Here is a 21175-nt window from a genome sequence, read left to right as displayed (position 1 = left end):
CAACCATGAATTCAAATCGTATTTCCGAGCATGCAGCGCGATCCAATGGAAGCATGCTGGCCTACCTGATCCATTTTCTGATGGCGCTGGACTTATTGATCATTGTTCCGCTCAGCATATTTATCCTTCAGGAAACGCACAACGACGCATCCCAGGCCGGCTACCTGTCCGGCAGCTATGCACTCTGTGCGGCACTCAGCAGCCTGTTGTTGACCCGCTCGGCTCAGTCGGAACGAAAGTGGCATCTGATTTGCCTGCTGGGTTTAGCAATTTCGACGATTCTTTTGCCATTTTTACAGCATTTCAATGCCCTGCTCGTTGCCAGAGCCGCAGCAGGTTGCTTTGGGGGGATGCTGGCAGTGACGAATCTGAACGCTCTCGCGCGGGTCAGCCCCCCTCAGTTGCGAAAACGACATATGGCGATGCTGATGAGTACTTTTCCACTGGCACTGACGCTGGGCGTCCCTGTCTTACTGTGGCTGACTGACTTTTTCGGCTGGCAAAGTACGTTCTATTTGATCGGAGGACTGCTTTTCATGTGTCTGCTTCTGGTGCTGATCCGTTCCGATGCAACACACCCGCAAGATGAACTTGATTCCCATCCGGCAGATGCCCAAAGGATGCCTCCATTCGCTGTACTGCCATTCGCACTGCTGATCGCCCTGACCATCCTTGGCACTTTTCTGGTGTCGACTCAGTTTCCGGTCATGCTGGTAGAGCGGCTGCATCTCTCTGAAACATCGCTCGCGCTGAGCTATCTTGCCGGGGGGACGGGTTCTTTCCTGCTGATTCAGGGTTACAGCAGGTATCACGGTACATTTTCGGACCTCAACTGCATCACGGTTTTGTCCGCCCTGATGGTTGTTTGCTGCGCCCTGGGGTTTTTTACGGCCAATCCGCAACTGGCACTGGCAATGTTTGCCGGATTTATGACCGTCAGTTCAGCGCGAAGTCTGATCTTAGTCACTTCGACCCTGAGTGACTTACCAGCAGCCCTCCGGACAAAAATGGCTGGGATTCAGAATGCTGTTCAGCATCTTTCGGTCGGATTGGGGGCGATTTTCAGTAGCTTCATGATTTCAGAATCTGTGTCGCAGCCGATTGATTTCAAACAGCTTGTTGCCGTTTCGGTCATCCTGACGCTGCTCGTCCCAGCCTGCATATGGAAACATCTGAGATCATCAAAGCAAAGGACCAGGCCAAATCAATGTCGCTGAGCAGGTATTACTGAATCCGGGCAATACTCTGTTTCACCCGCTGGCTGAATTGCCGGGGGGTGATACAGGCAATGGCAGAAAATTCCCGGGTCATGTGGGCCTGATCCGAAAAGCCTTGTGTGACGGCCAATTCCGCCAGATTGATATCAGGGGTTGTTCTGATCACGTCGATGGTGTTTCGCACCCTGAGAATACGCTGATAATGTTTCGGTGTGATACCGAGCCATTTCTGAAAATGCCGCTCGATCTGACGCGTACTGACAGGTAAAGTCCGCGACTCATCATGGGAATGCACCGCTTTCATGATCCCGGAAATCGCATCATGTGACGCTTGCTGGACATCCATTGATTGAATCAGCCAGCGGTAAATACGGCTGATTCTTCCCTGATGTCCGGTGCTATTGACCAGCTGCGCCTGTAACGCTTGTAATGCACGCGCATGTTCGGGATCGTCCTCAGCCTGAACAGCCTGGCCGTAACGTTTCCCCAAAAAGCTGAACCCCATTGCAGGATGAAAACGAATCCCTGCCAGCACAGTTCCCGGGGGCAATAATACTGCCTGCGCTTTGGGGCTGACAGATTCAAGAACCACCCCCATCGGCTGTGGCAGCTCTCCCCAAACGATATCGCAGCCAAGGTTGAACATAATGCCTGTCCCGGCATCGCTGAACAGGAGTTTTTGCTCAGCGGCAGCCTGTTTTTCAGAGACAGAAACAGACCATATCGCCTGGATATGGTCTGCAAGTTTTCCTTGTGGTTTATAGATTCTGAAATCCATCACCCGTCCGTTTAAAAACTGCCCACTGCAGGTTGAAAAGTTTTCACCACCCGATTCCAGCTGTTCATCGCATTGATCGCCAAAGTCAGATCGACCATGCTCTGCTCACCGAACGTGTTCAGAATTTCCTGATACTGCGACTCAGAAATCGGTTGTGCCGCAGTGAGCGTTTCTGCAAATGCCAGTGCGACGCGTTCCTGTTCAGTATACATTGGCATGTCCCGCCATGCGTTCAGTCCATAAAGCCTTTCTGGTTGCTCACCCAGTTTGATCGCATCTTTACTGTGCATATCAATACAAAAAGCGCATTGATTGATCTGCGAAACTCTCAGCTTCACCAGTTCCCAAATCGTCATCGACATCGTTGCCGATTCGCGAAACTGATGATGGAAATAGTGCTCCTGTTTCACCAGAATTTCCATCGCCTGAGGTGCCGTACTGAAATAATCTAATCGTGCTGTCATGAGGATTCTCCTTTGTCTTTGACACCAAAGTACTCAATCAGCCGCAGCAAAGATTGAAGATTTCCGACATGCCTGAATTATCGTGCACCTTCTTCGCGAAATAAGCGCTGCGCTTCATCCAGCATCCACTTCAGCACATCATTCCAGCCGCTGTCCCGGCGTTTCACCGCTGACAGCATGAAGTCCGGCTGATACGGTAAATTCTGCGTCGATAAAGTTTTCACGGCGTACCAGTCGGCTCTGGCAACATGCTCCGGTACAAAGGCCCAGCCGATCCCGCGCATCACTAACGATGAAATAAGATAAAAGCTATCGACGTGCCAATAGCTTGGTGAGAGCGGTTTACCGATTGCATTGCCCATCCGATCCCGAATCACCAGTTGCCGATACGCAATCAACTGACTTTCGGTGGGTGCATCAAACGAAGCCAGCGGATGATCGTCTGATACGATCAGCGACTGCCCGGTCCGGACAATCGCATACCGCTCCAGTGACAATGGCAACGGGTGATCCTGTAACACGAATCCCAGTTCAGCTCTGCCTTCATCAATCCAACGGGCAATATCTTCCTGTGAGCCATTGAGCAATGTCAGGCTCAAATTCGGAAACTGCAACGCAAGCCCGGCATAAAGCGTTTCAAAATTTTCAATCGGCACCGCTTCATCCATCGCAATGGTCAGTTGTACGGGTTTAGATGCCGCAACCGAGAAAGCACGCGACTGCAAACGCTCACACTGAGAGAGCACCGACAGGGCATCATTCAAAACGGCAGTGCCATCTTCCGTGAGCACCGGATATTTTCCGGCCCGGTCAAACAGTGCAAAACCCAGATCGGCTTCAAGATTGGCAATCGCGGTGCTGATACGAGACTGTGCTTTCCCCAGCTTTCGCGCGGTTGCAGTAAAAGAGCCCGTTTGAGCCGCTGTGACAAAAGCCTCCAGCTGATCCAGGTTCCAATTGATACGTGACATGATCCCCTCACCCATCCGAAAACCGGATAGTAACTAACTTTATTCCATCTTAATCTGATAAGAGAATCATCGCCATTCTGAAATCTGCTTTCGTTCATGTGAGGTTTATCATGGAAGCAATTCAACAAGCCACATCCATTCGCCGAACGTTTTACCGGTTTACCATTCCTGCCGTGATGGCGATGTTGGTCAACGGTTTGTATCAGATTGTGGATGGCATTTTCGTCGGCCACTATCTGGGTCAGGACGGTCTGACTGCGATGAACATGGCCTGGCCAATCATCAGTCTGTTGCTTGGCACCGGCCTGATGATCGGGATGGGTGCTGGCAGCCTGATCTCAACCTATCGCGGCAGGCAGGACACTGGACAAGCCCGTGCTTCACTGGGGAATGCCCTGATCGTCATTGCGTTCACCGGGCTGGCAAGCGCAGCTTTTTTACTGCAATTCGGTCGCCCTTTGCTCGCTTTGCAAGGCGCTGCGGGTCAAACGGCAGAGTATGCCACCAGCTACCTGCAGATCTTTGCCGTGTTTTCAGTGATCAGTATTGCGGCCAGTGCCATGCCGTTTTTGTTGCGAAACGATGATTCTCCGAAGTTTGCTACGGCGCTGATGGTTTTGGGCGCGGTGCTGAATACAGTGCTGGATTATGTGATGATCGGCAAGCTGGGCTGGGGGCTGGCGGGGGCAGCCATCGCGACCGTAACATCACAGGGGGTTGTTCTCTTGCTTGGGCTGAGCTATTTCCTGAGCCGGTTTTCGACACTCGGAATCCGACCGTCGGCTTGCCTGCCCGATCCAAAAAAGATGGCGGATATTCTGGCACTGGGATCGTCCAGTCTGGTGATGTATCTGTACACAGGCGTGATGGTCGCCCTGCACAACCGCCTGTTCATGGAATACGGTTCAGCAACCCATGTCGCAGCTTATGCTATCGTCGGCTATCTGATGACGCTGTATTACCTGCTGGCCGAGGGGATTTCCGAAGGGATGCAACCGCCAGTGAGTTATTTTCATGGCGAACAGGCTGCAGATAAAATCCGGCAAACCGTCTGGCTGGCGTGCAAAGTCACCTGCGTTGTGGGCATCAGTTGGATCGCCCTGCTCAACGTCCTGCCGGACACGATCATTGGCTGGTTTAACCCAGGCAATGCTGCGCTTCAGAGTGAAGCAACAAACGGCATCAGGCTGCATCTGTTCGGCCTGTTTCTGGACGGTCTGATTGTGATCAGTTCAGTGTATTTCATGTCGGTCGGCCGGGGCGGCATGGCACTGGTCATTTCATTGGCCAATATGCTGATTCAGTTGCCATTCCTCTGGTTGTTGCCGAAATGGCTGGGGCTGGCGGGCGTCTGGCTGGCGATGCCGCTCTCAAACATCGTGCTGGCCGTCTTCGCACTGACTGCGATGTGGCGAGCGCTGCATCAGCCATCAACCCAGCTGAAATTCGTGAACGCCTGAAGCAGCGGGTCACGGGCAGTCTCAGGGCTGCCGTTATTCTTTAACGGCAGCCAGACCCGCATCCTCACAAGCGGCTTCCTGCGTATTCAGCTGCGGCCAGCGATTCAGCTGACAGACCAGATGATCCCGCCAGACTTCATCGTTCCAGGCGGCAATATGACCAGGGACGGGAGATACCCAGAGCTGTTTCGGATCATGGGCAAGCTGATAGAGGGTTTGCGCATGACTGATATCAATGACCGGATCCTGAACACTGTGAACAAAAAGGAATGGCACATTATCAATTCGGGCAATCGCTTGTTCAGGCGCGTAATCATCGGTAAAGAACCAGCTTAATGGATACTGAAACAGATACGTCAGCCAGAAATTCCCCAAAGTTTCCCGCACAATTTTCTGGTGGGAGCTGAATGTACTATCCACGATTAAACCCTGCGGCCGTTGTGCCGCAGGCAATTCAGCAACCATATTGATGGCGATGGAGGCACCTAAACTTTGCCCCCAGACAATGACAGGTTTCTGATCCTGCCGGGATTCTAAAACCCCCAGATAACCCGCGAGTGCATCCTGCTGAACTTTGGCAAAATCAGGGTCACCGGCTGTTCGGCCATAACCCCGATAATCAATAATCACAATTTCCCAGCCTTTTTCTGCCAGCCAGAAAACATTGGCGACATGGTAGCTCAGGTTCTGCGCATTCCCGTGCAGAAAATAAATCGTGCCCTGTTTTTCACCCTGCGCGGCAATTTGCCAGCCATGGATTAACGTACCATCCTGAGCGGTGAAAAATTTATCTTCCTTGGTAAATTTCAACACTTCTGGTGATGGAACCAGTTGTTTGGAAGGCCAGAAAAACAGACTTTCGCAGCCACTGAGACCCAAGACTGCAACCATATAAATCACTGCGATCAGAGCTTTAATCAACTGCATCACCTTTCATTGAGGGGATTAATGAGAGTGTAGATGCAATTTTATACTGTAAGAAACTTGATCCGGGCTCAGTGAAGGCAACCGCCGGATAATTTTAAAAACGTATCAACTCTGAGAGTGTTGGTTACGGAGAGCAAACGTCTTTCTACGTCTGTCAGAATTCAGCCACGACACTGAATTGACCGATGATTCGCTCATCAGCACTCAGGATTTCCCCGGTTTGAGATGCTTCGCAGTAAGAGAATCCAACATCTCTTGAAGCCATTTGACCTTTAACCTGTACATGACGCATGAGTACGTCATCATTTAACTGATGAATCTTTGAGCTCCAGGAAACATTCGTTTGATAGAGCGTGAAGTTAACAATCATAGTTCTCCTTTTATATTGCCTGAACGATGGGTGGAACGGTTCAGCTGAAACCAAAAACGGTGACGGCCGGTTGAACGTGACATAAAAATCCTTAAATAATGGATGAAATGAACTGATGGTCTGAGCATTGCTCACCATGCAGCATCTTCTTTCAGAAAATTTGTATCAAATAAATATTGCGACAATGAGACAGTTGGGATTTAACGAATGAATCAGAAGAATATTGTGATGAAAATTGCTGAAGAGAGGGAAGAAAGGTTTACAACAGAAGGGTTGATCGGCGCAAAGACTGTATGCTTTGCGCCGGAACAGGCTTACAGTTTTACAACGTTCGCAGCCTGAGGACCTTTCTGGCCTTGCTCAACGTCAAAAGACACTTTCTGACCTTCAGCCAGAGTTTTGAAGCCTTCTGAAGCGATTGCACGGAAGTGAACGAATACGTCAGCACCGCCGTTGTCTTGAGTGATGAAACCAAAACCTTTCTCTTCGTTAAACCACTTTACCAGACCAGTTGATTTGTTTGACATGAGATGTCCCTTACAAATTATGAATTCAAAAATAGGAATCGCAATGATGCGATGCGCTGATAGCTGAATGATTGAATGTCACGATGAAGCTAAGGGAAACACTGAGGAATCACGTCAGTAATGAAGAAATTCTGAGGTTTAACTTTGACTTGTTGTTGCATGACAATATCTGAGCGACAGAGCAAAACGAATCATACGCGAGCCGTACCTGTTGTAAAGGTTTATTTTAGGGTGAACTGAAAAAACAGCCCATTCCCCCCTTTCATTCAACCCTTCATCAGCGTTGACTCAGGATATTTCAGCCATATCAATCGGAACAGCAGAATTCATTCGGCGGTGTTTCAGATACAGTCCGAACGCCAATCCTGAGACCAAGAACCCGTTCAGCAGCCAGGCTGCAGTCACAGACCAATGAACTGTGAGCACAGACAAAATCATTCCTGCCATCATGCCCCCTGCATTCAAACTGAACGACAGGGATGAAACTGCCGCACTTCTGAAGCTGGGGCGGGCATGTAAGTGTAGTTCTGCCGCGATCACCGGGCGTGATAAAAACACGGCAGATATCAGTAACCAGCAAACGATGATCAAATACATCACATGATTCACAACCGACAGCCCCACCAGTGACAATCCCGCCAACAAGGACAAAAGCAGTAAACAGACAGGCGCACTGGCTTTCGTGAGCATCCGTCGGCAGAGGTGCCCGAGCATGGCTGCAACCAGATAATTTGATGCCAGAATCAAACCAATCCAGGACAAGACTGCTCCCCCGCCCTGCAGTGTACTGAGGACGGGTTGCCAATAAATACTATGATTTGCGAGTGTATACCCGAACAATAACTGCCAGCAAAGCAGTACCACAATCTTTCCTGAACAAAAGGTCCTCAGTCGCGCGATGCCATTGCGTTGAAAAAGATTCGGCCCAGCATCTTCCCGATTGACCCACAGCTGCTGATAATTTTCACCTTCATGAAAACTGGCAAAACTCAGCAGAAATGCGGCACAGTGAATCAGTAAACTCAGGAAAAGCGCTGCTTTGTAAGGGTTTGCTTCGAATACCTCCGCGACAGGCGTCTGGGGGACAAAACTCGCCAAACCGCCCCCAATTGCAGCACCTAAACCCAATCCGGTCAGGAGCCAGACATTCGCTTGGGACAAGGCTGATTTTGTCGTGTGGGATATCAACGTCAGATCCCGCTGATTGACGAACCAGGCTTCCAGACACCCGGAACCCAGAGCTCTGCCGATCCCGCCGAACGCAGATGCCAGAAGCATTACCTCCGCACTGGGTGCCCAGACCAGCAAGCCAAAATTCAGCATGTCAAAGCCTTTGGCAATGCGATAAGTCCGTAAATGACCGATGCGGTCAGCAAGTATCCCGCTAGGGACTTCCAGCACGACCATCACGACAAAAAAACACCGTAAAAAACCAGCCGATTTGTGACAGTGTCAAACCTTCGGCAAGACAGTAAAAGCCAGATACGGCCATAAAAACGCCTGCCGCACTGATATCAAGCGCCATCTGAAAAGCATATCGGGTGTCAAGATTCACTGGAATTACCTATAGTTATGTCATTAGAACCAGTGTAAATTGAGCCAAACATCAATGATAATTCATTCAAACGGATTTATTTATAGATAGATGTCAATGAAGATGGATAAGTCATTTGCGCTGCTGCATTATTTTCAGGCAGTCGCTGAGTACAACAGTTTTTCCAGAGCAGCGAACAAGCTGAATGTTTCGCAATCTACGGTGAGTGCACAGATCAAAAAGCTGGAGAGCCAGCTTGGCTGTTCACTGTTTGAACGTGAAAATAAGCATCACTTCAAACTCAGCCGGGAAGGGATAAAACTGCTGGCTGAGTGTCAGACCAGCCTGAATGGCCTGCGACACTGCATGTTGTCACTCAGCCAGACTGAAACACTCACCGGCCCGGTGAATCTGGCCTGTTCAGTGGCACTGGCGCATCAGCTGCTGTTACCCGTGATTGATCAACTGATGACCACTTACCCGAATCTGGTGATCAATCTGGTCGAAACCAGCCGCGAGAAGGCCTTCTTTGAAGATGATCTGGATATTGCCCTCAATTTCTCCCAGCCTGATCCGTCTTTTTATTATCAGCGGGTCGCCGATATCGACAAAATCATTGCGGCCAGCCCGGATTACCTGGCCCGATACGGCACGCCGGAGTCTCTGGCCGATCTGACCGAGCACCGATTGCTGATCCAATCACAGGGAAAAATGGACTGGCCCAACATCTATGCACAGCAAAGTAAATTCTCTCTGCCGGTCCTCAGTCAGTATTTTGATAACAACCTGACGAAGCGCCACGCAACACAAAGAAGCATGGGGCTGGCGGTTTTACCTGTTTATCTCTGCACCGGTACTCAGGGGCTTGTGCCTGTGTTGCCACACTTATCTGCGCGTCTGTCTGAATCCCTGTTCATAATGTGCTCACGCAAAAAGGCCCGTCAGCCCGGCATGATTGAATTGATTGTCGAAATTGCAGAGCTGGTCCGCGAATCCATCTACGCCAGCAGTCAGGCGTTCGACAGCAATTTTGCGCATCGTACAGATTCAGCAAGCCATGGCGTCTCACAACAGATTCTTGAAAACTGATCGCTGGATCGTCAAAACCACACGTTTTCCGGCCTACACTTGTGATACATCTTTTGTGGGGGCCGGTGATGACAACAGGACTGTTTGTATTCAGCTACGATCTGCGACTGCATGATAACCCGGCCCTTCAGCAAACGGCTGCACAGGTTGATCACCTGCTGTGCCTGTACTGCCTGCCACGACAGACTCAGGACAGTTTCCCGAACCAGATTTCACAGTGGAGTGCGCATCGCCGTAACTTTCTGTTGGCATCACTGGCCGATCTCAACCACCAGCTCGCCGAGCAGCATCCGCATCAGTATCTGCTGATTCGGGATACGCCGCTGGAAGATGCGATTGACGATTTGCTGGATCAGTACCCGATCACCGTGATTGGTCGCAGTGAGCAGGCCGGTTACTATGAAAACCAGTGTTGGGCGTATCTGGCGTCTCAATATCCTGAAGTGGCTTTTGAGAAAGCCGCAACACATACCCTGTTTACCCGCGAGCAGCTCCCTTTTCCATTACAGGAATTGCCAGCCAGTTTTACCCAGTTTCGTCTGAAAGTTGAAACACTGGCATACCGAAATGAAATCGCCGCAGAATCCAACTTACCGCCACCGCCAGCTTTGCCGGAAACCTCACCCATTCATCCGATCAATCTGGCAAGCACGAAACCCGTATTCAGTACCTCCCCTTCAACTGAGGTCGCCGGGTTCACAGGCGGTGAAACAGCGGCTCTGCGCCATCTGGAACAGTATTTTTCCAGTGAGCTGCCAGCGCACTACAAAGAGACCCGCAACGCGTTGGACGGCTGGGAAAATTCGACCAAATTCTCGCCCTGGCTCGCGCTGGGGTGTCTGTCCCCTGTGACTGTACTCAATCGGCTGGCCACATATCATCAGCAGGTGATCCGGAATGAATCAACTGAATGGATTCAGTTTGAACTCCTGTGGCGGGAATATTTTCAATGGTATGCGCATGCCTATCAGGAGAAATTATTTTACTATCATGGTATTAAACAAAAAGGCCCGGACAACCGCCATCAGGAATCCAGATTCCAGCAATGGTGCCAGGGAAAAACCGGATACCCGATTGTTGATGCCTGCATGCGGCAATTGAATCAGACTGGCTATCTGTCGAACCGGGGACGTCAGCTTGTCGCCAGTTGCTTTGTTCATGAGCTGGCTCTGGACTGGCGATATGGTGCTGCCTATTTCGAGCAGCAGCTGATTGATTACGATGTCGCCTCTAATTGGGGCAACTGGCAGTATCTCGCCGGAGTGGGTGCAGACCCGAGAGGCTGGCGCTACTTCGATTTACAGAAACAAACAGACATGTACGATCCGCACCGCGAGTTCATTCAACGCTGGTTAAAAGATGACTAAACCCGTTTACAACAAGTTACGCCTGATCCTGGGCGATCAACTCAATGCATCCCATTCCTGGTTTCAATCGAAAGAGAAAGACACGCTTTACCTGATTGCCGAACTCCATCAGGAGGCAACCTATACCCAGCACCATGTTCAGAAAATCTGCGCATTTTTTGCTGCCATGGCGGCCTTTGCCAATGCCCTCTCGAAAGCAGGGTTTCAGGTCTGTCACCTGACTCTGGATGAAACGAAAGACTATGCGACCTTTCCGGATCTGCTGTCGGATCTGATCCAAACCCATTCGATCAGCCAGTTTGAATATCAGCGCCCGGACGAATTCCGTCTGCTGGCGCAACTGCGCGCTTTGAAACTGCCTGAGGGCGTCTCTGTCCAGGAAGCAGACACCGAGCATTTTTTGCTGCCTTTCGATGAAATCACCCAGCACTTTAGTCGGGACAAACATGTCCTGATGGAACATTTCTACCGCATGATGCGAAAGCGATTTTCTGTACTGATGGATGGCAAACAGCCGGAAGGCGGCAAGTGGAACTATGACAAAGAAAACCGGCTCAAGCTGCAACCGGAGGATCTGGCGGCAATCCCAGAACCGCTGCGCTTTGAAAACGATGTTTCCGACATTCTGAAACGTCTCAACCAGCATCAGATCCCCCATTTCGGGACGCCTGCAACACATTTACTTTGGCCGGTTTCCCGCACTCAGGCCCGGACCTTACTGGACTATTTTTGTGCGCATCAGTTAATTCATTTCGGGCAATTTCAGGACGCAATGACCTGCCAGTCTGAACACCAGTGGAGCCTCTATCATTCCCGGCTTTCTTTTGCGATCAACACAAAAATGCTGCATCCGATGCAAGTCATTCAAGCCGTCCTGAACCGTTATGATGACGCAAAAGGTGAGATTTCACTGGCGCAGGTGGAAGGTTTCATTCGCCAGATTCTGGGTTGGCGCGAATATGTGCGGGGCGTTTACTGGGCCAATATGCCGGGTTATGCCAGCCACAATACGCTGTCTGCCAGCCGGAATTTACCCGCCTTTTTCTGGCATGGCCAAACAGGAATGAACTGCCTGAAATCTGCCATTACCCAGTCTCTGGATTATGCCTATGCCCACCATATTCAACGGTTGATGGTCACCGGGAATTTTTGTCTGCTGACCGGTATAGACCCGGATCAGGTCGATGCCTGGTATCTGGGCATTTACGTGGATGCGATTGAGTGGGTTGAAATGCCCAACACCCGCGGGATGTCCCAATTCGCGGATAACGGTATCATTGCCACAAAACCTTACGCAGCCAGCGGCAATTACATCCATAAAATGAGTGATTATTGTCAGTCCTGCCAATATTCCGTGAAGAAGAAAACCGGAGATGATGCCTGTCCGCTCAACAGCCTCTACTGGCGATTTCTCGACCTGCATCAACAGCGATTTGCTGTGAATCCCAGGATTGGCATGATTTACCGGAGCTGGGACAACCAGTCTGAAGCGCAGCGTCAAGCCGTACTTGAAAGAGCGGAATACTGTCTGGCAAATCTGGACAAGCTCTGATCAACCCCGCCTGTCCAATTCATCACATTGCGCTTTCAGCCAGCGACCCAGCGTGATGATCGAGGACTGTTTCGCCCGTGATTTCTTATAGACAAAATAAAAGCTGTCCCCCGTGGGCAGCTCGTGCATCGGAATGCGAACGAAGTGCTGCTGGCGGTCAATATCATTCATCAGATAATCATTCAGAAAGGTAATCCCCTGGTCATAGCGCGCTGCTTCCGCAGCCAGCAGCATATGGCTGAACAACTGAAAGCGCGCCGTTTCCGGCAATTCAAATCCACCCAACTGACACCAGCGATGCCAGTCTTCACCATGTTTGGCATGCTTAAAAATCGAGCGGGTGGTTAACAAGGGGTGCTCCCACAAAGCTTGCGGCAAGGGTTTGTCGCGCATCTGATGCCAGAGTTTATGACTGCACACCGGATACAACTGCTCGTGATACAACAGCTCTGAAACAAAATGACTGCGTTTGGGCGGGGAAACAGTAATAAAGCAATCGGCCAGCTCATCACTGAAATTGGGATCATTGCTCACCATATTCAACGTGAGCTCAATTTCCGGATGCAACTGACGCAGATTATCCAGTCGCGGAATCAACCATTTTACGGCCAGCGAACTGTACAATGCCAAACGGATCTTGCCGCTTTCCCCTTCCCTGATTTGCTGGCTGGCCTGAGCAATATCTCCCAGCGCATGGCTGACCTGCTCATAATATCGCTCGCCAACCGGCGTCAGTGAGAGTTGCCTGCCCTGTCGCTGAAACAACTCTTCTCCGAGATAATCTTCAAGCAAACGCACCTGATGACTGACCGCACTTTGCGTCACGCTCAGAAATTCCGCAGCACGCGAAAAACTGTTCAAACGGGCGACCGCTTCAAAGTAATGGACAGCCCGGAGGGGTGGCAGCTTCATTATCTAAAAAACTCATACCAAAAAAATTTATATCATTATACTTCATCACTCTGGCTGGTTTATGCTTTGGATCACAGTTTGTTGTCGTCTTGATTTCTCTCTCAGAACAAAAATAAGGAGCGGCTTATGCCTCAAATGTCGGTTGGTTTTGCCATGATGCTGCTGGTGGTTGGCAACCTCATTGCTGTCTGCTCCGATGCCATGATCAAATCTCTGGGCGAAGACACGGCCATTTTTCAGTTTGTCTTTTTTCGTCAGCTGACCTCAGTGCTGATTCTGGCGCCGTTTTGCTTCACAACCAAACGCGCTGACTTTTTCGCCGGTTTCAAATGGCATGCGCTGCGCGGTCATATCTGGTTGCTGGGCATGGTCTTCATGGTCATTTCCATCACCAGCCTGCCTCTGGCGACCGCAAATGCGATTTTCTACGCAGCGCCGCTGATCATGCTGCCGCTGGCCATGATTTTGTTTCAGGAAAAGCTGTCGAAATACTCAGTCGGTGCTGCCGTCATTGGCTTTATGGGCGTGCTGGTGATCATCCGTCCGACCGAAATTAACTGGGCTGCCATTGCCGCGTTAGTTGTTGCATTCACACTGGCATGGAATAACCTGCTGGTCCGCAAGTTGCCAAGACATCAGACCGTGGCGCAAACCCTGATGCTGACCAATCTGGCCGGTATGCCGGCTGCCCTGGCGCTGGCTGTCTGGGAAGGCCAGCCCTGGGACTTCACGCCGTTCTGGACTGCTGCCGGTTCCAGTGCCTTTATCCTGATTTACGCGGGGGCCTGTGTATTGGCCTACCGTGCCGCCGAATCGAATAAAATCGCCAGTGCTGAGTACAGCGGCCTGATTGGTGCCGTGGTTCTGGGGATGGTCTGGTTCGACGAAATCCCTGATCTGCCGATGATTCTGGGAACCGTGATGATTATTTTGCCGCTGGTCTGGCTGGCGCAGAAAGAAAAAAGAGCAAAGAAGAAAGCGGCTGCTTACCAACAGAATCCAACCGTCAGCGCCGAGGCAGTTGAAGAAAGCTGATTCTTCCAGCTTCCCTGCCAGCAGGATATCCGCCGGGCACATTTCAATTGCCCGGCGAAAGCCTGCCATTCAAGCAGAACTTCATACAAAAGGTGTGTTCAAGAACAGCGACCGGTTTTCAGGCAGTGTGCCCAGTCTTCCCGGCCCTGAGCTCTGGCAGCAGACACAGCACAGTCGACATCATAGTCGACCCGATGAAATGAAACATCCCACTGTCCATGAATGCCTTCTTCGATCAAGGCATACGACGCCTGAGGCGTGTAGTTTTGCATCGCGTGCGGAAAAGGCAATTCATCCAGATAAGCCTGCAACCCCACGCTGCCCGGATTGATCACCCGTTGCCCGGTCGACACCTGAATGCAGCGTGGGATGTGGGTATGTCCGCACAAAATCAATCCTGAAGTTACCCCACCCAAGGCCCCAATAATCTCCACGTCGGGTTTCACCTGAGGTGAACCCGAGCGAATATCTTCCAGCAGATACACCAAATCATCGGTTGGTGTGCCATGACAGGCGTAAAGATCCGATTCAATCTGCAAGTCAAACGGGAGTTGCTTCAACCATTCAACCGGCGCCTCCCCTAAGTCTTCCAGAATGAACTGCAACGTTGGATTCGCCGCAATTTCGGCCTGAGTAGACGCGTAAATTTGACGGTCCTGATTCCCCGAAATCGTAATCACATCGCGGGCTTTCAGAAAGTCGAACGTCGCCCGTGGTGCAATCGGGCCATACAGAATATCTCCCAGATTGACCAATCGCGTCGCCCCTTTCCAGGTTGCATCCTCAACCACGGCTTCCAACGCAAACACATTGCTGTGAATATCCGATAACACTGCATATTTTTCCAAGACACCCTCCTTGTGACTTCAACCCGAAAACAGACTGGACAAGATTCCAGCCTGAAGCACAGCCAAACCGATTACTGAATACCACTTTGTACATAATAAAAAACACCGGCAAACAATCCGGCAAGGACCAACAAGGTGATGACAAACTTAATCCAGAACCCTTTCATAACTATCCCTATGACATCAATTTCTCTGCCAACCTTACCTGATCAGCATCAGAATTCTTATCGTTTCTTCACAGATTGTGCAATCTGATCAATCGTATCGGAGATCTCCGCCAAAGCCTGAGTTGAACCCACGGCAATCAGCCGGAAATAAGCGCCATTCGGCTCAAACCCCGTATATTGAATGAGGGTTCTGTCCTGATTGATTGCTTCGACACGAAACCCTTCCAGCCCCGCGAAGTGAACGGGTTTTACATGGATCACCTCCGCCTTTTCAAAGCCAGCCACCCGATTGACCAGTCGCTCAGAGAAAAGTTTCGGATCATCCATTGCGGTTGCAGTCAGCGATCGCCCGACAGAAATCAATGGTTTTTTGCCAGATGGGTCGACCCCCGCAAAGGATGTCAGGATGGCGGTGGAGCCTGTCATCACATCGGCCAGATGAAATGGCGGCAACATCTGGAACGAGAAATCTAACGCGGCAGCTTTTTCTGCGGCACTTAAAGCATCCCCCATCGTCACTGACGCGATAGAAGCGACAATACTTTGCTCACTGAACCGCTCGATCGGGACAATATTGTAGGTCAGCAACACGCCGGACTGTCCCGGCACCAGCACCATATACTTCCCGACATCAACACCATTCACCCGTTGTACACCTACAAGCACTGATCGTTCTTTTCCCTGGTGATTCACTTTCAGCAGGCGCTTCACGTCGATGCCTTGGGGTGCAAACGCTTTTTTTGCCAGCGCCAGATCAGCAAAAACCTCGGTCAACTGCGTAAACGACGCAGAAGGGATTTCAGCCAGCAAGATACTGGCGTTTGTTCCCGGATAGGCAAACCCGGAGAACTGTTGTGCCACAACAAATCCATCCGGCGGGCTCATCGTCACCGCAGTGCCGGGCACCTGTACTGGTGATTGCCGGGCATGGGCGATCCCGGTGAAGAAACAGGAAGACAAACTCAGCATCAATACGGCGGGCCAGCATCTTTTTTTCAAGGGAACATCCTTAGGTTGGAATTTCGGTTCGTTTCAGACAAAACAACGATTGTAGAAAATCGATCATGACCCCGCCTGAACAGACGTCAAATTCTGCTATTGATTCCAAAACACGGTATAAAAACTGAACGCAGGCTGTCTGGTGATATTTTCCTTTCCATCCGGTGAAATTTTATGAATCCGCTCTGGGTCAAGAACAAGCCACATTCATTCACCTGAGAGATGATTCATGACAGATTCAACACAATCACCCGCCCCCCAAAAGCTGGCTTTCGTGCTCCTCAGCCTCAGAGTCAGTATTGCGCTGGTCTTTTTCGTTTGGGCGCTGGACAAATTACTCGCTCCCGAACACACACAAAAAGTCTTTTCCCATTTTTACGGACTCGAGGTTTCAATACCGTTGGCTGTGCTTCTCGGTGGCTTACAGCTTCTGTTTGTCCTTGCATTTCTTTGTGGATTCGCAAAGAAGATCACTTACTTACTCGTGATGCTGATGCATGCAGGCTCCACTTTGGCTTCTATGGCAAAATACTTTGATCCCCTGAATAACCTGCTTTTCTTTACGGCATGGCCAATGCTGGCCGCTTGCGTCGCACTTTATGTACTCAGAGATTTTGACCGACTGACGTTACCAATCGGAAAGAGGACATCCTGACGAATTGAATGAGGTAATAACGCTCTTTCCGCTGAATAAAAAACGGGGCTCTGGGAGCACCCGTTTCAGAATCTGATTGAGTTCATTCATTGGTACATCCCATCCATAGAACATCAAATAAAGTTATTGATGTTTTCTGGGTGAACTGTCCACAGAAAAGGGGTTTCTTTCATTAAAACCTCTTCTGCTTTGATATACTCACTTGATTCACATTCAGCAAAAAAATCCGTCGTATAAATACAATCTTTTCGCATTTTTTCTTCTATGATTCCTTCGACGGTTTCAGTAATTTCACCATCACACCTTATATTCATATAGTATTGAATCATGAACATTTTACCTTTGGTGAATAAGGTATTCTCAGGAAATTCACAATAAATAAAAATAGCTTCCCATGGCAGAGCCATCTCTTTGGGTTTTCTTTCTTTCATCATTGCAGGTAGCGCAAAAACCCCCAGCATACCAGCACCAGCGCCTGCCAAGACCATTGGTCCACCCAAAATCAAAGTAAATAAAACGATCGGAATACAAACAATCATGATCACCTTAAAGGCACCTTGCCGAAACCGTCTCCCTCTTCTGTATCCTCGAAAATAAATACCCGTGTCAGTTATTTTATAGTGATGTTTCTCTGGATAACAGGTCAAAAGAATTATTAACACCATTACAATTAAAAATAATGACCCTACAATAACCCCTCCTTCCTCATCAACTGAATAAATATAAGAAGCAAAGGAAAAAAGTAAAGAAAACATGATAAATAAAATAAGTCTAAGCCCCTTATACCAGACAGTTTTTTCCCACTCAACAAGCGGAGATTCATTCTTGATGACTTCATTATAGTGATCCATGAAAGCAACAAGGCGGGATGAGTCATTCACATACGAAGAGTCATCCAGAGTTTCCTGTCGAATTTTTTCATACTGACGCTGATAAATTAATCGGCTCATATTATTCAAATCTCATAATAAAAACTTATCTGGTAAGACGCTTCATGTCATATCTCCGTCAAAATTACAGAACAATCACTTTAATCTATACTCAGCACATGAATTATAGTTATTTTGTATACTATCAGCGTGATTAATTCAAATAAAGCACTTGTTCATTTAGAAATCGAGTCCATTTTGATTTTTAGGAAGCGCCACCCATAAGAAAGGCAAATCAAATTGAGCCGCTGCTTTTAATGATTGATACTCAGTTGAAGAAAGTTGATCAGCGTGATGAATTAACATTGAAGATGCGACACGTTTTTCACCGAGTAACTTCTGAACTTCTTGAAATATTTGGTTGTCACAATACATCGTAAAATGATGCTGAATTTCAACCGTCTCCTTTTCTTTATCGATTGAAAAAACATGAATTGATTCCCAAGGCAATGCATATTCTTTAGAATGCTCACGTTTTAATAGCGTATTCAAACCAATCAATGCCATGGCACCAGACAGTGCACTCATTAAAGCTGCAGTACCGGAGAAAAACAGCAAAACCAATACGCTTAAACAGACAAAGAGAACGAGACCTTTAAAAACATTCTTTCTCAATGACATACCACGTCGATGCAAACTCACATAGATGCCCGTTTCTGTCATTTTATGCTGATGTCTGATTGGCTGACAAAAAATAACAGCTGTGACAAGTAGCGACAATCCAATAATCGCTCCCAAAATTGTTCCTATTTCATTCAGGATGTATGAGTCAGAAACACAGACTGTATAAAAACAAAATAGAGCCAGCATCACAAATATTGAAATAAATATTCCACGAATTTTACTTTGCCATAAGTCAAACTGCCACTCGAGCAAAGAATCTTCAGCCTGAATTATCTTTTTGTACTCAGACATGAACCTTATTAACCGAGAATTTTCATCTGGAATATTCCGATCATTCAATATTTCCTTACTGATTATTTCATAACATTCATTATACACTGCTTTTTCACCCATAATTCATAACATCCAGCTTAGGTTAAAAAACAGATAGATTAACCTAAATCCGAGAAAAACATGACTTGTAATGACTAGTCAAAATCACGAAATCACCTGTCATTTCAACTGAAATGAAACACTGGGGAAAAGATCACAAAATTTGAATTCGGGTGGGAATCTCACGGAGAGAAACCAGCATACGATATTCGCAAGCTGGTTTCGTCTTTTGCGGGCGGATTACTCGGCTGACTCGCTCAGCAAATTATCAATTACCTGAATCAAGCTTTCCGTATTTTGAGCACCAGAGACAAGGTACTTTTCATTAAAAATAAATGCAGGTACCGCACGAACGCCCTGTTCAATCCAGACTTGTTCTTCTTCACGAATCACACCGCTGAATTTGTCGTTTTTCAGGACCTGTTCGGCTTCTTCGGCGTCTAATCCGGCGCGTTCGACAGCACTGAGCAGCACTTCAAGCGCGTACACATTCTCTTGCTCAGTGAAATAAGCTTCAAACAGCGCGAGTTTCAGATCAGTCTGCCGGCCATAAAGGGCTGACCAATGCAGGAGCTGATGCGCTCTGAAGGTGTTATAAATCCGGGAAAGCGGCGTGAATTGGAATCGAATATTCAGGGCTTCTCCAAGTTCGACAATCCGGGCTCGGTTCTCGGCACTCTGTTCCGGTGTCATCTGATACTTTTCTTCCAGATGTTCGCTCAGTAACTGGCCGTCCGCAGACATATCCGGATTCAGTTCGAACGGATGCCAGCGGATGGTAAATTGCACTTTGCCCTGATAGGACTTCATCGCCTGTTCTAGGCGCTGATAGCCAATGTAGCACCAGGGACAAACCACATCGGAAACGATATCAATCGTCAGCTGCTTCTGTGTAGACATGCGCTTTCTCTCTTCACTTCATTGGACAGATTTTTAGTCTCTGACCCCACAGAAATCAAACCAAAAGCCGGAAAAGTGTGAGCTTATAGTGCAGGTTCGGCCAAAACAGACGTATCCCAGTAGACGTAGATTGATTCATGGGTGAGTTCAAAAATCACCCCTTTCTTTCCTAAATCGCCGCGGAGCGACACCGGGCGGTTTTGCCCGTCCCGGTATTTACCGGGCTGATTTCGGGACGGGTGAAAATCGTATTGAACCCCATCGCCTCTCCGGATGCTGACATAACCGTGATACTCCGACAGCACACAAAGATATTGTCCGATCGGTTGCTTTGCGCCACGGGGATAGATATCGCAACGGGCATCTGTTGTCTCTGCAAACACGGGCTGAGTGCCGGTAACGCTCAGTCCCAGCACAATCCATACCAATGCAAACCACCTGAACATTTTCCCCTCCGCGACGCCCGTCTATCCACGAAGTTGGTCCCGCTAAGAGTGTAGCAGACCCACTCAGGCGTTCATGTTGCGAATCAATTCAGCGGTGTCTTTGATCAACTGATTGGCTTCCTGGTCTCGCTTTTGGATCAACGCGAGAAAAAGTAAATCCGTCAGCGTATTTTGCGCTGTTCTTGAGGAAATGGCGGAACTGCGAAGCTGAGTTTCCTCTGCCAGCGTATCTAAACTCCAGTCGGCGAGCTCACGAAGCGGACTCTGCTGGAGTGAGGTGAAGGCGATCACCTTCGCCCCTTTTGCTTTCGCCGTCTGAGCAGCGAGCAACACCTCTTTCCGGCGGCCACTGTAAGAAATCACGATCTGAACATCCCCGGCTTTGAGGGTTTGTGATACAGAAATCTGCACATGGCTGTCCTGTTCGGCAATCACCGGGATGCCAATTTTCAGCAACTTGTACCCTAAATCTTTCGCCACCAGTGCAGATCCCCCAATCCCGACCAATTGGATTGTTCCTGCTGCATCCATCGCTTCGACGACTTTTGCCAGCACTGCAAAATCGATGGCATGCGTGGTTTCAACAATCGAGTTTTGCTTTTCCTGCGCCAGCTTCTGGGCCATGACTTCCAGCGAGTCCTCTCGGGTGATCTGATTATGCAATCCCTGCTGTTCAGTGCCCGGTCCCATGGCTTTCTTTCTGCCCAGCTCCTCGCTCACTGCAAGTTTAAAGGCCGTAAATCCTTTAAAACCAATCTTTTGTGTGAACTTAACGATACTGGACTGGCTGACCTCGGCTTGCTGAGCCAGTTGCTGTGATGACAGAGAAATCACCTGATTCGGATCGTGGAGAATAAAGGCCGCGATTTTCTGTTCACTGGGTGAGAACGCATCATGGTAGTGGGCAATTTTAGCAAGCGTGGTCATGCCGTCTGGGCTCCGAAACTCAGGTAATTGAAAGGGGTAAGACACCCCTCAGCACCCCGATTATTCCAAGATTGTAATCGATTAGATATAATACAATATGCTATC

Annotated in this window: 22 protein-coding genes; 7 read left to right on the top strand and 15 right to left on the bottom strand. The window is 49.1% G+C overall.

All coding sequences use genetic code 11. The features are described 5' to 3' along the window. Positions 1-5 precede the first annotated feature (5 nt). Positions 6-1217: an MFS transporter gene (locus Q4579_RS11970; protein WP_303564449.1), complete on the top strand. Its 1212-nt coding sequence runs from the start codon at positions 6-8 to the stop codon at positions 1215-1217. A gap of 7 nt (positions 1218-1224) precedes the next feature. Here Q4579_RS11970 and Q4579_RS11965 read toward each other — a convergent pair whose 3' ends face one another. The 3 genes from Q4579_RS11965 to Q4579_RS11955 form a co-directional block, all read right to left on the bottom strand. Next, positions 1225-1995, bottom strand: coding sequence for a helix-turn-helix domain-containing protein (locus Q4579_RS11965; protein WP_303564446.1), 771 nt, complete (start codon positions 1993-1995; stop codon positions 1225-1227). Positions 1996-2006: 11 nt separating this feature from the next. Continuing rightward, positions 2007-2459, bottom strand: coding sequence for a carboxymuconolactone decarboxylase family protein (locus Q4579_RS11960; RefSeq protein ID WP_303564445.1), 453 nt, complete (start codon positions 2457-2459; stop codon positions 2007-2009). A gap of 77 nt (positions 2460-2536) precedes the next feature. Then, entirely contained in the window at positions 2537-3421 is an 885-nt protein-coding gene (locus tag Q4579_RS11955; RefSeq protein ID WP_303564483.1) for a LysR family transcriptional regulator, read from the bottom strand. A 119-nt stretch (positions 3422-3540) separates the two neighbouring features. Between Q4579_RS11955 and Q4579_RS11950 the strand changes: the two genes are divergently transcribed. After that, positions 3541-4890, top strand: coding sequence for an MATE family efflux transporter (locus tag Q4579_RS11950; RefSeq protein WP_303564442.1), 1350 nt, complete (start codon positions 3541-3543; stop codon positions 4888-4890). Positions 4891-4923: 33 nt separating this feature from the next. On the opposite strand, the gene Q4579_RS11945 is transcribed toward Q4579_RS11950, so the two are convergent. From Q4579_RS11945 to Q4579_RS11930, 4 genes are all read right to left on the bottom strand, one after another. Then, a complete protein-coding gene (locus Q4579_RS11945; protein ID WP_303564439.1) occupies positions 4924-5817 on the bottom strand; it encodes an alpha/beta hydrolase in 894 nt (297 codons plus the stop codon). A 154-nt stretch (positions 5818-5971) separates the two neighbouring features. Then, a complete protein-coding gene (locus tag Q4579_RS11940; RefSeq protein ID WP_303564437.1) occupies positions 5972-6325 on the bottom strand; it encodes a hypothetical protein in 354 nt (117 codons plus the stop codon). A 176-nt stretch (positions 6326-6501) separates the two neighbouring features. After that, a complete protein-coding gene (locus tag Q4579_RS11935; RefSeq protein ID WP_211651489.1) occupies positions 6502-6714 on the bottom strand; it encodes a cold-shock protein in 213 nt (70 codons plus the stop codon). Between the two features lie 288 nt (positions 6715-7002). Then, the gene (locus Q4579_RS11930) at positions 7003-8124 is read right to left on the bottom strand and encodes a hypothetical protein (RefSeq protein WP_303564434.1); all 1122 of its coding nucleotides are present in this window, start codon (positions 8122-8124) and stop codon (positions 7003-7005) included. A gap of 247 nt (positions 8125-8371) precedes the next feature. On the opposite strand from Q4579_RS11930, the gene Q4579_RS11925 reads away from it, so the two are divergent. The 3 genes from Q4579_RS11925 (at position 8372) to Q4579_RS11915 (ending at position 12256) form a co-directional block, all read left to right on the top strand. Further along, positions 8372-9337, top strand: coding sequence for a LysR family transcriptional regulator (locus tag Q4579_RS11925; RefSeq protein WP_303564432.1), 966 nt, complete (start codon positions 8372-8374; stop codon positions 9335-9337). Between the two features lie 68 nt (positions 9338-9405). Then, complete coding sequence (locus Q4579_RS11920; protein ID WP_303564429.1) at positions 9406-10704, top strand: DASH family cryptochrome; 1299 nt, start codon at positions 9406-9408, stop codon at positions 10702-10704. Continuing rightward, entirely contained in the window at positions 10697-12256 is a 1560-nt protein-coding gene (locus Q4579_RS11915) for a cryptochrome/photolyase family protein (protein ID WP_303564428.1), read from the top strand. Before Q4579_RS11920 ends, Q4579_RS11915 begins: the two co-directional genes overlap by 8 nt. Here the strand turns inward: Q4579_RS11915 and Q4579_RS11910 are convergent, their stop codons facing one another. Beyond that, positions 12257-13168 carry a LysR substrate-binding domain-containing protein gene (locus Q4579_RS11910; protein WP_303564426.1) on the bottom strand — a complete coding sequence of 304 codons (912 nt, stop codon included), beginning with the start codon at positions 13166-13168 and terminating at the stop codon, positions 12257-12259. It abuts the gene before it with no gap. A 126-nt stretch (positions 13169-13294) separates the two neighbouring features. Here Q4579_RS11910 and Q4579_RS11905 point away from each other — a divergent pair, with 126 nt between their 5' ends. Beyond that, complete coding sequence (locus tag Q4579_RS11905; protein ID WP_303564424.1) at positions 13295-14203, top strand: DMT family transporter; 909 nt, start codon at positions 13295-13297, stop codon at positions 14201-14203. Between the two features lie 98 nt (positions 14204-14301). Here the strand turns inward: Q4579_RS11905 and Q4579_RS11900 are convergent, their stop codons facing one another. Both Q4579_RS11900 and Q4579_RS11895 read right to left on the bottom strand, forming a co-directional pair. Continuing rightward, on the bottom strand, positions 14302-15051 hold the full coding sequence (locus Q4579_RS11900; RefSeq protein WP_303564422.1) for a metallophosphoesterase: 750 nt from the start codon (positions 15049-15051) through the stop codon (positions 14302-14304). Positions 15052-15275: 224 nt separating this feature from the next. After that, complete coding sequence (locus Q4579_RS11895) at positions 15276-16217, bottom strand: hypothetical protein (protein WP_303564420.1); 942 nt, start codon at positions 16215-16217, stop codon at positions 15276-15278. 229 nt (positions 16218-16446) lie between these two features. On the opposite strand from Q4579_RS11895, the gene Q4579_RS11890 reads away from it, so the two are divergent. Further along, entirely contained in the window at positions 16447-16872 is a 426-nt protein-coding gene (locus tag Q4579_RS11890; protein WP_303564417.1) for a hypothetical protein, read from the top strand. Between the two features lie 113 nt (positions 16873-16985). Here the strand turns inward: Q4579_RS11890 and Q4579_RS11885 are convergent, their stop codons facing one another. From Q4579_RS11885 to Q4579_RS11865, 5 genes are all read right to left on the bottom strand, one after another. Then, positions 16986-17822, bottom strand: coding sequence for a hypothetical protein (locus tag Q4579_RS11885; RefSeq protein WP_303564414.1), 837 nt, complete (start codon positions 17820-17822; stop codon positions 16986-16988). A 159-nt stretch (positions 17823-17981) separates the two neighbouring features. Beyond that, entirely contained in the window at positions 17982-18818 is an 837-nt protein-coding gene (locus Q4579_RS11880) for a hypothetical protein (RefSeq protein ID WP_303564412.1), read from the bottom strand. A 219-nt stretch (positions 18819-19037) separates the two neighbouring features. Beyond that, a complete protein-coding gene (locus Q4579_RS11875; protein WP_303564409.1) occupies positions 19038-19697 on the bottom strand; it encodes a DsbA family oxidoreductase in 660 nt (219 codons plus the stop codon). An 83-nt stretch (positions 19698-19780) separates the two neighbouring features. Continuing rightward, positions 19781-20143, bottom strand: a complete 363-nt coding sequence (locus Q4579_RS11870; protein ID WP_249199416.1) for a hypothetical protein — start codon at positions 20141-20143, stop codon at positions 19781-19783. 63 nt (positions 20144-20206) lie between these two features. Further along, complete coding sequence (locus tag Q4579_RS11865) at positions 20207-21070, bottom strand: SIS domain-containing protein (RefSeq protein ID WP_303564404.1); 864 nt, start codon at positions 21068-21070, stop codon at positions 20207-20209. Positions 21071-21175 lie beyond the last annotated feature (105 nt).

It is taken from the genome of Photobacterium sp. 1_MG-2023, assembly GCF_030547945.1.
Lineage (GTDB): Bacteria > Pseudomonadota > Gammaproteobacteria > Enterobacterales > Vibrionaceae > Photobacterium.
Note: the sequence above shows the minus strand (reverse complement) of the source record. Positions and strands in the feature narration are given on the sequence as shown.